This window comes from Pararhizobium sp. DWP3-4 (assembly GCF_049898205.1).
GTDB lineage: Bacteria > Pseudomonadota > Alphaproteobacteria > Rhizobiales > Rhizobiaceae > Pararhizobium.
On record NZ_JAFCXF010000010.1, the window covers coordinates 133,788 to 147,797 of the forward strand.

Genomic DNA, 14,010 nt, shown 5'->3' on the forward strand with positions numbered 1-14,010 from the left:
TGCGATATGATGGGCCGCCTTTTTGGCACAGTCATGAAACTCTCATTCAAAAATGGCATGTGTGCGAGGCAACTGTCCATCGGAGATGCTCATGCGCGAGAAAGAACTTCGTGAGATCGAAGGCATTGCCGAAACGATCAGGCAACTCGCGACGCCGGGTATGAAACCCAAGGCGCTGATTGCCGCGGTAAAGGAGCGGCATCCGGAAGCCACGAAGAAGGAGATTGCCCGCGCGGCGTTTTTGAGTGTCATCCTGTCCGCGGAATACGATCCCGAAGACACGCAAGCGCTCCATGACATGGCCATGGACACACGTGACAGCACTGAAAGCTAATCAGGGCAACCCGCGCGCATTCGTCATTCAGCCCAGACAGATGCGATAGTTGCCGCGAACGCTGCGGTGCACCATATAGCGTGAACGCACTGCAAAGCGCCAAGCGCCGCTGGAGCTTTCATCACAGCCATCACCGCCGACCCTTCCCAGAATCCGATACGTGAAAGTGTCTCTCCTTCTTGGTTCAGGGTGGTTTTCGGCTATATCGGTACGAGCCCGCTCTATGCCTTTCGGGAAGCCCTTCGGCCGTTCTCCCACGACGGTATTAGTCAGCAGGAAGTCGTTGGTGTGATTTCGCTGATGGTCTGGACGCTGACGATCATTGTCACTTTCAAGTACGTGCTGTTCCTCATGCAGACCTCGTTCCTCGGGCGTTGGACGTTGATCGGTAATCCCAATTCCGGTCTGCCGGGATGGCGGGAAAACCTCTATATCGCTTTTGCTGGCTTGGGTGTCGATCCGTCGGCCTACTTCAAGCTTCCGGCAAACCGCGTGGTTGAAATCGGGGAGCAAGTTTCGATCTGAATTCGGATCTCGCAACAAAGTCGGCGAGGACTGTTCTCAGAGAGCAGGCGTCACCCATCTGGACATGGGCGCGACCAAAGAATATCTCCTTTCAAAAACTAACGGAACCTCACATGGCCACAGGACTTATCGCGCTCCTTGACGACATCGCTGCAATTGCCAAACTGGCCGCAGCATCGCTGGACGACATTGCCGCGCAGACTGCAAAGGCCGGCGCGAAAGCGGCAGGCGTCGTAATCGACGACGCGGCGGTGACGCCGCGATATGTCGTCGGCCTTTCCCCGGCGCGCGAGCTGCCGATCATCGCCAGGATTGCTCTCGGGTCACTAAAAAACAAACTTCTCTACCTCCTGCCAGCCGGACTTTTCCTCGGTTATTTCGCGCCATGGGCTATCACCCCGCTGCTCATGATTGGCGGCGTCTATCTCTGCTACGAAGGCGCTGAGAAGCTTTACGAAGCCTTTGTGCCTCATGACACTCACGACCACGAAACTGCCGTATCGGGAACAACCGACCCAACCACACTGGAGAACCAGAAGGTCTCAGGCGCAATCAGGACGGATTTCATCCTGTCCGCCGAAATCATGGCATTGACGCTGGCCAACGTTGCCGCGTCCAATATCTATACGCAGGCGGCGGTGCTCGCTTCCGTTGGTATCCTGATCACGTTGGCCGTCTACGGCGTCGTCGCGCTCATCGTGAAGGCCGACGATCTGGGCCTGGCGCTTGCTGGCACGCCCATCGGACTACTGAGGTCGTTCGGGCGCGGGCTCGTCGTGGGAGTGCCTGTCTTTCTCAGCATACTGGCAATGATCGGTACGGCCGCAATGCTGTGGGTCGGAGGGAGCATTCTGGTGCATGGTATGGCCGAGCTCGGCTATCATGGCCCCGAGCATTTCATCGAAGGCATAGCAACGGGAATTGGTACCGTGTCCGCTTACTTTCGCGAAATCCTTCATTGGACAACGACATCGGCGATTCAGGCGGCTCTCGCCATAGTAATCGGCGGCTTCACCATCGTCCTCGTTCGCGCTTCGGCTCCCTTGATTAAGCGCCTGAGAACTCAAAGTTAATTGCCTGTAAGTTTCGGCACGCACGAGCCTCTTGCCGGGCATCGCGCCGCCGCAGGAATTGGCCATGATCCCTAATCGATGAAAGCACATGCATCTCATGACAGTCGTTGCCTCCTACATCTACCGCGGCGGAAATCGCGCAGACGAACTGCCTTTGGGTGAAAAGCCGTTCAAACCGAAAGACGGCGAGTTCGCCTGGATCGGTGTCGCCGAACCGACGGCAGATGAGATGCACAAGCTCAAAGCAATGTTCGGACTGCACCCGTTGGCAGTGGAAGATGCGCTCAACGGCCGCCAGGTCCCTAAGGTTGACGTTTACGGCGAGCAGATTTTTGTCGTAGCCAAGACCGCGCATCTGGAGGGCGACAAGATCGTCTATGGAGAGACCTGCATTTTCGTCGGGAAGCATCACATCGTCAGCGTCCGTCACGGATCGGCACGCGCGCACAAGGAATTGAGGGAACAGCTCGAGCAGTCGCCGAACCTGTTGAACCATGGCCCCGATTACATTCTGCATGCGATTATCGACTTCATCGTCGACGGCTACCTGCCCATGGTCGAAAAAATGGAAGACAACGTGCTCGCAATGGAAAAGCACATGCTCGCTTCTTTTCTCGAACGTGAGCAGATCAGGCGAATTTTCCGGATGCGCCGTCAGGTCATCCTGTTCCAGCGTGTACTGGGACCAATGGCGGAGGTCGTCGGAAAACTGACGCATCTTGAGCTGCCGTGCGTAGACGATAACGCCAAACCGTATTTTCGGGACGTCCTCGATCACGTAAAACGCGTCGAGACGATGATGTCCGGCCTCCGGGACGTCATTACCTCAGTGTTCGAGGCCAGTAATCTCCTCGAACAACAACGGCAGGGTACGATCACCAGACAGCTCGCCGCTTGGGCCGCCATTCTTGCGGTACCCACCGCAATCGCTGGTATCTACGGGATGAACTTCCAAAACATGCCCGAGTTGCAGAGCAGGTATGGCTACTTCGTGGTCTTGGGGGTCATCGTTACCCTGTGCGGCGTACTCTTCTACCGCTTTAAAAAGACTGGCTGGCTTTAGCCCGTATACCTGAAGACTCCGCCGCTGACGCTACCGCGTGACAAACGGCGAAATCGTGGGTCGAAACCGGGTTCGAAATCAACGATAGCCAGTCGTCGGAGGCACTCGGACCGGAGGTGCGTGTCGATCTGTCAGCGAGAACAGGATTTTCGCCTGACGAAATACTAAGCCGTCTAAGCCGCGACCTCCCTAAGGCTATCGATTAACTGACTTCGAACGGTACAGTCCCAACCGATGACGATATCTTTGAATGCGGGGGACGCCAATCTGTGCCTTCGATAATGTTCATTTCCGTGGTTTGCGGCGAACCTGCTAGGAACACATTCGAAATCCGCACGTTTGGTCATGATTGCAATAACTTCGAACCGAATTTGGACTTCGCCGGCGGAAGGCGTGAATGGAGCTTCAAGCGTGGTACAATTCCAAGTCGATCCGAGCATCGTTCCATCCAACGAGGCTTCGCGCATGGCCGCTGTGCGCCGGTACGATATCCTGGACACGCCTCCAGACGGAATGTTCGACCGGGTCACCGCAATGGCGGCTCGTCTGTTTGATGTGCCGATTGCTATCGTCAGCATCGTTGATACCGATCGCATCTGGTTCAAATCGCACCACGGTGTTCCGGTAAAACAAATCGATCGCGATCCTGGACTTTGCGCCTCCGCAATCCTTGGTGACGATCCATATATCTTGGAAAACGCAGCCAAGGATGTTCGGTCGCTCGCCAACCCCCTCGTCGCCGGAGAATTCGGCTTGCGCTTCTATGCTGCCGTGCCGTTGCGGACGCTTGATGGCTACAACCTTGGAACCCTCTGCATCATCGACAAGCAAGTGCGGGCCATCGACCAGAAGCAGATTGACGACCTGAAAGACCTGGCATCTGTCGTCATGGATCACCTTGAATTGCGACTGTCAGCACAACGGGCGATCGCGACCTCGAAAATGCTGGCCAAGGAAATCGACCATAGGGTGATGAACAGCTTGCAGTTCGTCTCGTCGATGCTGACCATGCAAGGGAAATTACCGCACGCTTCGCAAGCTGTTGCCGAACTCAAAGATGCGGCCAACCGAGTTGCTGCCGTGGCCCGCGTCCACCGTCACGCATATGCTCAGGACGTCGCTGGTGACATGTTGGCATCCGAATACCTCGGGCGACTTTGCGAAGACATCTCCGGTATTGTTAGCGCACCGGTCCAGCTGGTCTGCGGTAACGGCATGATATCGCATGCGTTCATTCAACCGATCGGATTGATCGTCAATGAACTCGTGATGAACGCCGTCAAGCACGGGGCGGGACCGATTACTGTGTCCTACCACGAGCAGTCAGGAATGCAGGAACTCGCGGTTTCCGATCGAGGTAAAGGGTTGCCCGACGACTTCGATGTCTCCCAATCGCTTAGTGGTCTTGGTATGAGAGTGGTGCGGGCGTTGTCAGCGCAGCTCGGTGGCCAGCTTAATGCTGCTAACGCGGAGGGCAACAAAGGCACACGGTTTTCGGTGAGATTTCCAGCCGCGTCCCGGTCAGGCTTGCACTACTGATAGATATGTTGGCGTCGGCACTGAACATCCGTGCTGAGAGGACCCGCAAGAAATACTGCATAGCCATTGGTGCATGCCCCAACTGTCCACTCTTCCATTTGCCTCGAGCTTCTCTATTTAATGCCTCAATCATTTAATCGGGGCGCGATTCCGGTGAATTCATTTCCTTCGTCCACTGGCGTGATGGCTGACAAGGTGCGCGCGTTTCCATGGGACCAGACGTCGCTGGGACCAATTGATAAATGGTCTCCCGCCCTCAGGATCACCGTCGACGCTATGATCGCCAGCAGGTTTCCGCAGTGCCTGTTCTGGGGGCCTGATCTGATCGCGATCTGTAACGACGGCTACCTGCCGTTGCTGGGTGCCAAAGAAGAAGCGTTCGGCAAGCCTTTGCGCGCCGGCTGGAGGGAAATCTGGGACGAACTTAAGCCGATCGCCGAAAAAGCTATGGGCGGTGACGCCGTATATTTTGAGGACTTCCCTCTACAGACGACGATAAACGGTCGGGTGGCGACTGCGTATTTCACGTTCTGCTACAGCCCGATCCGTGACGAGAGTGGTGCAGTCGTCGGAATTATCGATACCGTCGTGGAAACGACGGAAGCGGTCGAGGGGCGGCAACGGCTTCTGTCCGAGACCGAGCGCTATCGCCAGATGTTCGCGAACGCACCGGGGTTCATGGCAATGCTGTCGGGGCCCGATCATATTATACAGTACGCCAATCAGGCATATCTCGAACTCGTCAGCCACCGGGATGTTGTCGGCAGGTCGTTGCGAGATGCAGTGCCCGAAGTAGCTGAACAGGGCTATCTCGCAATACTAGACGACATCAGAAAAACTGGCGAGCCGTATTCAGCTGACGGAGCACTCTTCTCTGTTCATGCAATGCCAGGCGGCGTTGTCCAGAACCGCTTTGTCGATTTCGCCTGTCAACCAGTTAAGGACAGTTCCGGGAACGTCACGGACATCTTCCTGTCGGGCGTGGACGTCACCGAGCGCACAGCGGCCGACCTCGCCCTTCGGCAATCAGAATCCCGATTGCGGTTTCTCGACGACCTGGCGCGAGAAACTGGAATGCGTCGCGACGCCGACGCCATCCTCGCTATTACGACAAAAATGGTCGGTCAGCATCTTTCACTTTCAAACTGCGCCTACGCCGACATGGACGAGGACGAGGACGGTTTCACAATTCGGGGCGACTGGGCGGCGGAGGGCTCGCCGTCCATCGTTGGTCATTATAGCCTTGCTGATTTTGGTAAGCTTGCTGTCTGGAACCTCAGCCGGGGATTCCCCCTGATCATCAACGATAATATTGCTGAAATTGCGCCCGAGGAGGCCAAGACCTTTCAGGATATCGGAATCGCGGCGACGATCTGCATGCCCTTAATCAGGGAGGGCAGGCTAACGGCGCTGATGGCAATCCACGACAAGGTGCCGCACGTATGGTCGAACGAAGAACTGGCATTGATCAGAGAGGTGACCGAGCGATCGTGGGCGCACATCCAGCGCGTCAGGTCAGAGGCCAACCTGCGTGAAACCGCTGCGGCTCTGGCCGAGCTCAACGCCTCCCTTGAAGCTCATGTCGAAGAACGGACAAAGGCGCTCCTGAACGCGCAGGAAGCTCTTCGTCACTCCCAGAAGATGGAAGCCGTCGGCCAGCTCACGGGCGGCCTCGCGCACGACTTCAATAATATTCTGGCAGGGATAGGCGGCAGTCTCGAGTTGATAACGACGCGGCTGACGCAGGGACGCATTGCCGATATTGACCGCTACCTGGTCGGGGCGAAATCCGCTGTTAAGCGAGCTGCGGGTCTGACCCAGCGGCTTCTCGCGTTCTCAAGGCGGCAAACGCTAGATCCCAAGGCGGCCGACCTTAATCGGATCGTCTCAGGCATGTACGACCTGATATCCCGAAGCGTTGGACCGGCCGTTCAAGTCGAGACCGTTGCAACGGACGGGCTGTGGACCACCTTCGTCGATGTCGGCCAACTCGAAAACGCCCTTCTGAACCTCTGCATCAACGCGAGGGACGCCATGCCTGACGGCGGGCAACTCACTATCGAGACAGGAAACCGAATGCTCGACGAACGAGGAGCGAGGGAACCGGGACTGTCGGCTGGGGCGTATGTCTGGCTTGGTGTGAGCGATACCGGGACAGGTATGACAAAGGACGTGGTCGCGCGCGCATTTGACCCCTTTTACACCACAAAGCCTACGGGTCAGGGTACGGGACTTGGGCTGTCGATGGTTTATGGGTTTGCGGGCCAGTCTGGGGGCACCGCGAAAATTCACTCTGAGGTCGGGAAAGGCACGACGATTAGCCTTTATCTACCGCGTTTTGTCGGTAAACACGTTGACGACGAAACGCTGGAGACGACCGTTGCCCCACGCGCGGCCGAGCGCGAAACTATCCTTGTCGTCGACGACGAACCCCTCGTCCGGATGGTCGCGGTCGAGACTCTCGAGGAACTAGGGTACGAGATAATCGAGGCCGGAGACGGCCCAACCGCTATGGCGGTGCTTCGCACAAGAACGGACATCGATCTGCTTCTGACTGATGTGGGGCTTCCAAACGGAATGAACGGTCGCCAACTCGCTGATGCGATGCGCGGAACGTTGCCTGGGCTCAAAGTTCTTTTCATTACCGGGTATGCTGAAAACGCCGTGCTCAACTTCGGCCACCTTGACCGTGGCATGCAGGTGTTGACGAAGCCCTTCACGAGTGAAGCGCTTGCCCTTCGCGTAAAGGCAATGATTAGCGGGGGTTGAGTTGAAGGTGTCTTTTGTGACCCCGCATGGGGCCAGGCAACTGAGAGAGGAATGCCCATGGGGACATGTGCCCGACGTGAGCCAGTCGTCGGGTCGTCGCGCGTTATGTCGAACCGCCCCGCGTCCGCTATCCGCCCATGGCTTGGATTGTCTTTGTGATCGCCGACGGTTAAGTTCCCGCCCTCGGCACGTCGCTAGAACTGTCGTCACAGCTTCGCTACTGTGGTTACGCGCGCGACGGATCGCATCGCAAGGGGTGATGGGCGACTATGAAATTCGAGGGACTACACACGGCGACCGTGTCGAAAGCCGCGACCGCCGTCATGGGGACGATGTTTGTAGGGTTGCTGCTGCTATTGGGACTATGGCTTTACGAAAGCTGGACCTCCGCCCAGCAACGGACGGAGGACCAAGCCGTCGCCGCCTCCAAGATCGTTGCTACCAATGCGAAGTGGATTGACGCCCTCGCCTGGCAAGCCCTTCAGCGAATCGATGAGGCGCTCGGTTCCGATGTCCGCGTCGGGGATAAATCTAAGGTAAGGGACATCAATGAGGCGGTGGAAAACCTTCCTGGTCAGGTGGAGGCTTATGTCGTTGACCGGGACGGAACGACGCTTCTTTCCACCGATCCTGTGGTCAAGCCAGTTCCGATCACGGACAGGCCGTATTTTGCGGAGCTTAAAAAGGGCGCGCGGAAACACGTTTCATCTTTGCTGGTCAGTCGTCAGAACGGTCAGCAGATTTTCGTCTTTAGTCGCCGCATTGAACGGAATGGCGCGTTTGTCGGCGCGGCGATGGTTTCTTTCGAGGTCGATATCTTCGCGGACATTTTGGAGTCGGCCGATTTGGGGCCAGATTCAACGGTTGGAATCATCCGTCGCGATGGCCAGCTCGTTGCTCGGTTTCCGCTGGCAAGCGGGCCACTCGACATGAGCGGCTATGTCCTGTTCACGGACTATCTTCCCAAATCTCCCACCGGAACATATTTCGCGGTTTCCCCGGCTGACGGCGTCGCCCGGACCGTAGGATATCGGTCGGTTGAGGGGACAGATTTCATCGCCGTAAGTTCCGCCGGATATCAGGCGGGCATGCGGTCCTTCTGGAACGACATGTTGATCGCTGTCGGAGTGCTGTGCCTCGCGGCGATCGGGCTAATCGCGGCTGCAAGCTGGATCAGGCACCTTTTATCGCGAGACATCGCCCGTTCGACGGCCCTTTCGGTGGCTTTAGAAGAAAACCAGCTACTACTCCGGGAAATCCATCACCGCGTCAAAAACAACCTCCAGTCTGTGCAGTCGCTGATTAGGATGCAGCAGCTGCCTTCGGAAGTGCAGAAGTCCTTGTTCGACCGCATCGCTGCGATGATAGCTGTCCACGAGCAGATTTACAGTCGTGATCAATACGCAAAGGTGTCGGCTAAGCATCTCCTCACTGCGGTGGTTGATATGCTCGTCAAGTCCTACGGGGCATCAGTCGAAGTCGAATATGCCATTGAGGACATCGATGTCTCCGCCGACACGGCCACGCCTTTGGCGCTTCTCGCCAACGAAGTCGTCACAAACAGCCTCAAGTACGCGTTCCCAAATACCCAGGGCGGGAAAATCGCCGTGACGTTGAAGGCGTTGTCCAAGCGCAGGGCATGCCTGGTCATCAGTGACAACGGTGTGGGGTTCGACCGCGAAAACATGCACTCGGGAATGGGTTCTCGTCTCATCAAGGGGGTCGTGTCGCAACTGCAGGGCGAGTTCATCTACCAAAGGAATGACGGGACGAACTTTACGGCTGAGATGGATATTATTGAGATGGCGGAGCCAGCTTAAACCAAAACGGGGACTGAGTGGGCAATCGCCGACAGGGACGCCAAAACTGGGAGAAATGTGGTCACTGAGAAAAGTCAGGACATTTAGGTCATGAACACCAAGGGCATCCGGTATCTCTTAACACGAACCGAAAACAGCGAAGTCACCATCTGATCGCTTCCCCAAAGCTTTGAGGATGTTCCTGTAGAGGAGGACTAGCGCATCTTTCCCAGTTTGGCGCGCTCGAACTCAACCAGTCAGCCGTTGAATGGATCGGTCGAAATCATCCTGCAAGCCAAACGGCTTCATTGAGGGCCACTGCATCTAGGAGTTCGGTCTGATCCCCTCAGTTTCCGTGTGTAGAGATGGCGTACGCGTGCCAAATGGTTGCCATCGCATCAAACGCCGGCGAATTTCAGTGTACGGGATTCAAAGCATTCACAGCATCCAATATGGCATGCGGCTGCGCCGGCTTATCGATCCATCTGCCATGCGAAAACACTTCGCTTGCCCCATCGACGTAACCCGAGTGGACGACAAACGGCACCTGTCGTTCAACAAGGGTCGCAGCGACTTCGGCACATTCGCCGTCCTGCAGACTGATATCTAAAATCGCCACTGCAGGCGTTTGAAATTGCAGCCAATTCTTCGCGTCGGAGCATGATCTCAGCGTCACAACATTATAGGCCGTGTTGCGGAGAGCGTCCACCACATCGAGCGCGATGAAAGGCTCATCCTCAAGGATAAGCAGCGTACGATTTGTCCCAGTGCCCATCCGGTTAATCCCTTTCGACAAACCCGATTCTGAGTTAATCGAACCAATGTCGGGGTTCAAGTGTGATTTGCGGCTAAAAACACAATCGCAGCGCTAACCGATTTGTCGCCAAGACACCAGACGGTAGCCGGTCCCAAGGAACTTTCAGGCATCACCCTTCGATAGGCCGAACACTGCGCTTCATCGCTGTAATGCGCACAGGTGCGATAATTCGGACTGGGCCCAGGCGCGAGCAGTTTGCTGCGTGTCTTCTAGGCCAGACATGAGTGCTCCAATCTCACCGCTGATTTGAAGATCAGAATCCACAAGACGACATGCTTTGGTGTCAAAAGTCACCGTCGCCAAGACCTCACTGTCAAGTGAAGGTATCTGGATCAGCGAGTCCGCGCCGGATTCGCAGGTCAGCAACGCTCTGGCCGTTACGGAATCGATGCCACTCGGAAAGGAGCACATGTCCACCGAAATAACTTGAAATCTGGCGGTATGATTGGGGCCGACCGGTATTTGTTCGCACAGTTGCAGTGCGGCAACTGAATGTGCGATCCTGGGCCATTCGGGGTTGTTGAGGGCTGAGCGACATTCAGCTTGGGCTGGTACGGCGAATGAAAACGTCGCTGCTGCAAAAATGCGGGGAGCGCATGCTCTGTTTGAAAGCCAGTTCTTCATGGGACGTCCTCTGTGCAGGTCGGACTTTGCACACTCGCAAGTCGTATTTAGGGCGAGCTAATAAAGGGCCCTCCATCATTGCGATATGATGGCTCTAAATACTTCCGACGATCTGATCGTGCCTTCGTTTCCAGTACAAGTTGCTTAAGTACAGGATCGTTCCCGCTCACTTTTATCGTCCGGCAAATTTTACCTAGGAGCATTTATTCCATTGGTTTCCTCGACCACGCTCTCGTGGATTAAACCACTCGCCACCAAAACGGTTCATGAATTTTTCGGCATCCTCTTTCAGCGAAAAGCACTGAACGACGAACGTTTTGTCATCGTGGAACAGAGAATGGCCGCGCACACACCGCGAAAGGCCCTTGCAGAATTCGGCCTGGACCACGCTCTGTTGGCCCGTGCAAAGAGCGCCATCCAGCGCGATTTGAAATGGCCAACCGCGGTCAATGTCAGCCGCAGTCAGTTCTCCCTTACGAGCGCTCATAATTTTGCTTCCTGTTTGTTCTGCGGCAGGCTTGCGGGATCGTCCGCCGCCGATCTTTCAGCGCCTTTGCATGGCTTCACCAAAAGAATCGTCTCGATCAGTCCTTCAGAGGTCTGTTTGCCGATTTTCAATTTCCCGACCTGGTGAAGCTCGGCCAAGCCGCTTTCAATTGGCACGCCGTTCTCGACAAGCAACGACTTGATCTCGTCAATAGTCTGCGCCTCTGAGCCGACCAACAGCTCAGTCCCCCGCAGTCTTGTGAGCAGATATGTAAAACCTATGGACATAACGATTATCTGGCAAAAGTCGGGGACTGACACCTGTCAGACCCCAACGAATGATCAGCCTTCGGCTTTTTGGTTTACGACGGACGTGGCGATCGCGGTGAGTGCAAGATCGGTGGCTTGTTCCTCATCGAGAGTAGATTGTAGAATCTCGGCGGCTTCTTCATAGCCAAGTTCCAGCGCCCACGTGCGTAGCGTGCCGTAGCGTGACATTTCGTAATGTTCGACGGCCTGAGCAGCAGCCAGAAGGCCGGCATCAAGGGCAGGTGAGCCTTCGTATTCTTCCATGATTTCGGCACCCTCGTCGGTAATGCCGAGGATGGCGTCGCACGTCTTCGCCTCTGGCTCCTCGCCAATCACATTGAAGACGGCTTCCAGGCGCGTTACGTGGATTTTGGTCTCATCAAGGTGTTTGCGAAAAGCAGACTTCAGCTGAGTATTCGTCGCTGCCTGCTCCATGTCGGGTAATGTGTCGACAATCTTCTGTTCCGCAAAATAGACGTCTTTGAGTGTGTTCAGGAACAGCTCTTCGAGTAATTTAACCATGGGATTGTTTCCTTGGGACATTGCACCGACAGCCGGGCAATTGTGTGGTATCAACCCATCGGCGGAACCAATGTTCCGTCTTGCCGCGCATCAGGTGCGTGGTACGGTTGCGCCCTCATAACCCCGGACGCTCAGGTGATTACTGCATAAAGAAAATCGGTTACGTACCTCAACCTGAATGTCACATTTTTATCTTGTGCGCCTATTACATTAGACTACGGTTGAATGCGCTGGAGGCTGCTGGGAGGCAGTTTCTCACCAAAAAGATGTCAATCCTTGGGAGGAAAATGATGCATAAATCCGATATCGCAATACCGCCAATGGACCTTACTATGCTCCAGTCCGTCCTCGATGCCTGGTGTACTCAGCACCACATTCTGCGCAAGGATGCGACTGCGGAAGCGAAGATACTGATCAACGAATATAAGCGCGGCAATCGCTCGCAGATTAAACTCATCGACGCACTCATATCCAGCACCACGCACTAGCGGGCTAAACGGCCGCTTGTAGTCGAGGACCCGGCCTCGGTAAAATGCCCCCCGAAAGTTGGATATCAACCTTCGGGGGTTTTTGATGTGTAAATATAGTGTGAAAAAGCGCAGGCCGTTCAGGCGTTAAGGTCGCTCCATTCGTTTGCTGGTCTGCTGTAATTGGCAGATTTTTCGCGCAGCACGTTTCTACTATCGGCGTGCGACGGCCCGTTCCTGTAATGCAGGAACTGCAGGCGCCCGACTGGATGCAACGCGTTCGGCGTCTGAGCGTTGATAGTCGAGCAGGATCGTCTATCTTCGTGCCAGCGGGAGGGGCTTTATGTGTAACCTTTACAATCTGACGAGCAATCAGCAAGCCATCCGGGATTTCGTCGATATCACCAGATATCGCGAGGGCAATCTGCCACCCTCCATGAACGTCCATCCCGACCGTCCCGGCCCGATCGTTCGGGTCGATGCAAATGGTGAACGCGAACTGGCCATGTCTGTCTGGGGCATGCCAACCCCGGAGGAGCACCTTGACGGGAAGCCGGACAAGGGCGTTACCAATGTTCGTAAGACATGGATCCCGCATTGGCAGCAATGGCTTGGTGTCGGGCACCGTTGCCTGGTACCGGCGACAGCGTTCAGTGAGTACGAGCAGGTGGCCGATCCTGAAACTGGCAAGAAGCCCCTGCGCTGGTTCGTGGTGAATGAAGACCAACCGGTGTTCGCGCTTGCAGGCATTCACACGAAATGGACCGGTGCCCGGGGTCCGATCAAAGCGCCGCGTGAGGGCGAGCACGATATCTACGCGTTCCTGACGACCAATCCCAACGAGATCGTCAAACCAATCCATCCCAAGGCCATGCCTGTCCTGCTGACGACACGCGAAGAATGCGAGATCTGGATGACTGCGGACTGGAAGGAGGCCAAGAATCTCCAGAGGCCACTTCCGGAAGAGAGGATGACGGTGTTGCCGCGATACACGGCGGTTGGCGGCCTGGGCGGGCATCCCCGCCAGACCGCGGACCTATTCTCCGCGCAGCTTTGAATGACAAAAGACGAGCGAGCATATCCAGACACTCCCGACGGTCGATATTTCGTGGTCCGGGGTAGGCTTTGGCGTAAAAGCGATCCCGGCCTTGATGAGACGAAACGCGTCAATCTGGTAAGCGAACTGATGGCGGCACGTCGGGCGGTTCGGGATGCCAGGGGAGACAAGGACGCAACGGCCGCTGCGCGCAAACGGGTCGACGACTCCAAAATCGCCCTCGGAGAGCGCGGTCTTGTCTGGTGGGATGACGCCGCACCAGACTACAATCGCAAGCTTGCCAAAAACACGCCTTATGCTGAGTGGTGGGCCGGCATCGACGGCTGATCAGGTCGCTGTCGACGACCCGCTGTCGAAGCCGACCACGAAAGCGACGGCCTTTTCGGACGACATTTCGCACGGCTTTAGTTCCAGGCCTGCACCTTGCAGCCGATAGAGATTGAAGCTGACAATGTCGGATCCGGCCAAGTGTTCGGCGTAGAGCCAGATGCGTTTGCGATCTGCGGACCGTTTCACGGTCACGCCCCATGTCCGGCCCTCGAACAGGCCTTGGGTATAACCATCGGCAAACCGCTCCATTGCGCGCTCGAAGGCATCGTGTGCAGGATCATTCATCATGCCGCACG

16 protein-coding genes are annotated in these 14,010 nt (G+C 56.1%); 10 read left to right on the forward strand and 6 right to left on the reverse strand.

Going from position 1 to position 14,010, the window contains the following annotated elements:
* The first annotated feature begins 91 nt into the window (after positions 1 to 91).
* The 7 genes from ACP7E6_RS23255 (at position 92) to ACP7E6_RS23285 (ending at position 9,123) form a co-directional block, all read left to right on the forward strand.
* Entirely contained in the window at positions 92 to 334 is a 243-nt protein-coding gene (locus ACP7E6_RS23255; RefSeq protein WP_426232078.1) for a hypothetical protein, read from the forward strand.
* A gap of 129 nt (positions 335 to 463) precedes the next feature.
* Positions 464 to 859 carry a KUP/HAK/KT family potassium transporter gene (locus ACP7E6_RS23260; protein ID WP_426232128.1) on the forward strand — a complete coding sequence of 132 codons (396 nt, stop codon included), beginning with the start codon at positions 464 to 466 and terminating at the stop codon, positions 857 to 859.
* Positions 860 to 972: 113 nt separating this feature from the next.
* Positions 973 to 1,932, forward strand: a complete 960-nt coding sequence (locus ACP7E6_RS23265) for a DUF808 domain-containing protein (RefSeq protein WP_426232079.1) — start codon at positions 973 to 975, stop codon at positions 1,930 to 1,932.
* A 97-nt stretch (positions 1,933 to 2,029) separates the two neighbouring features.
* Positions 2,030 to 2,995 (forward strand): magnesium and cobalt transport protein CorA, encoded by a 966-nt coding sequence (locus ACP7E6_RS23270; protein WP_426232080.1) that lies wholly within the window; start codon positions 2,030 to 2,032, stop codon positions 2,993 to 2,995.
* Positions 2,996 to 3,406: 411 nt separating this feature from the next.
* Positions 3,407 to 4,534 carry a sensor histidine kinase gene (locus tag ACP7E6_RS23275; protein WP_426232081.1) on the forward strand — a complete coding sequence of 376 codons (1,128 nt, stop codon included), beginning with the start codon at positions 3,407 to 3,409 and terminating at the stop codon, positions 4,532 to 4,534.
* Positions 4,535 to 4,717: 183 nt separating this feature from the next.
* Positions 4,718 to 7,303: an ATP-binding protein gene (locus tag ACP7E6_RS23280; protein WP_426232129.1), complete on the forward strand. Its 2,586-nt coding sequence runs from the start codon at positions 4,718 to 4,720 to the stop codon at positions 7,301 to 7,303.
* 269 nt (positions 7,304 to 7,572) lie between these two features.
* Complete coding sequence (locus ACP7E6_RS23285; RefSeq protein WP_426232082.1) at positions 7,573 to 9,123, forward strand: sensor histidine kinase; 1,551 nt, start codon at positions 7,573 to 7,575, stop codon at positions 9,121 to 9,123.
* 394 nt (positions 9,124 to 9,517) lie between these two features.
* Here ACP7E6_RS23285 and ACP7E6_RS23290 read toward each other — a convergent pair whose 3' ends face one another.
* The 5 genes from ACP7E6_RS23290 to ACP7E6_RS23310 form a co-directional block, all read right to left on the reverse strand.
* On the reverse strand, positions 9,518 to 9,937 hold the full coding sequence (locus ACP7E6_RS23290) for a response regulator (RefSeq protein ID WP_426232083.1): 420 nt from the start codon (positions 9,935 to 9,937) through the stop codon (positions 9,518 to 9,520).
* Between the two features lie 120 nt (positions 9,938 to 10,057).
* The gene (locus ACP7E6_RS23295; protein ID WP_426232084.1) at positions 10,058 to 10,543 is read right to left on the reverse strand and encodes a hypothetical protein; all 486 of its coding nucleotides are present in this window, start codon (positions 10,541 to 10,543) and stop codon (positions 10,058 to 10,060) included.
* A 193-nt stretch (positions 10,544 to 10,736) separates the two neighbouring features.
* Positions 10,737 to 11,030 carry a hypothetical protein gene (locus tag ACP7E6_RS23300; RefSeq protein ID WP_426232085.1) on the reverse strand — a complete coding sequence of 98 codons (294 nt, stop codon included), beginning with the start codon at positions 11,028 to 11,030 and terminating at the stop codon, positions 10,737 to 10,739.
* Complete coding sequence (locus ACP7E6_RS23305) at positions 11,027 to 11,317, reverse strand: hypothetical protein (RefSeq protein ID WP_426232086.1); 291 nt, start codon at positions 11,315 to 11,317, stop codon at positions 11,027 to 11,029. Before ACP7E6_RS23305 ends, ACP7E6_RS23300 begins: the two co-directional genes overlap by 4 nt.
* Positions 11,318 to 11,371: 54 nt before the next feature.
* A complete protein-coding gene (locus tag ACP7E6_RS23310) occupies positions 11,372 to 11,860 on the reverse strand; it encodes a ferritin-like domain-containing protein (RefSeq protein ID WP_426232087.1) in 489 nt (162 codons plus the stop codon).
* Positions 11,861 to 12,150: 290 nt separating this feature from the next.
* Here ACP7E6_RS23310 and ACP7E6_RS23315 point away from each other — a divergent pair, with 290 nt between their 5' ends.
* From ACP7E6_RS23315 to ACP7E6_RS23325, 3 genes are all read left to right on the forward strand, one after another.
* Positions 12,151 to 12,348 carry a hypothetical protein gene (locus ACP7E6_RS23315; RefSeq protein ID WP_426232088.1) on the forward strand — a complete coding sequence of 66 codons (198 nt, stop codon included), beginning with the start codon at positions 12,151 to 12,153 and terminating at the stop codon, positions 12,346 to 12,348.
* A 322-nt stretch (positions 12,349 to 12,670) separates the two neighbouring features.
* Complete coding sequence (locus tag ACP7E6_RS23320) at positions 12,671 to 13,384, forward strand: SOS response-associated peptidase (RefSeq protein ID WP_426232089.1); 714 nt, start codon at positions 12,671 to 12,673, stop codon at positions 13,382 to 13,384.
* Positions 13,385 to 13,711: a hypothetical protein gene (locus ACP7E6_RS23325; RefSeq protein WP_426232090.1), complete on the forward strand. Its 327-nt coding sequence runs from the start codon at positions 13,385 to 13,387 to the stop codon at positions 13,709 to 13,711. It begins immediately after the preceding gene.
* Here the strand turns inward: ACP7E6_RS23325 and ACP7E6_RS23330 are convergent, their stop codons facing one another.
* Positions 13,712 to 13,999, reverse strand: coding sequence for a hypothetical protein (locus ACP7E6_RS23330; RefSeq protein WP_426232091.1), 288 nt, complete (start codon positions 13,997 to 13,999; stop codon positions 13,712 to 13,714).
* Positions 14,000 to 14,010 lie beyond the last annotated feature (11 nt).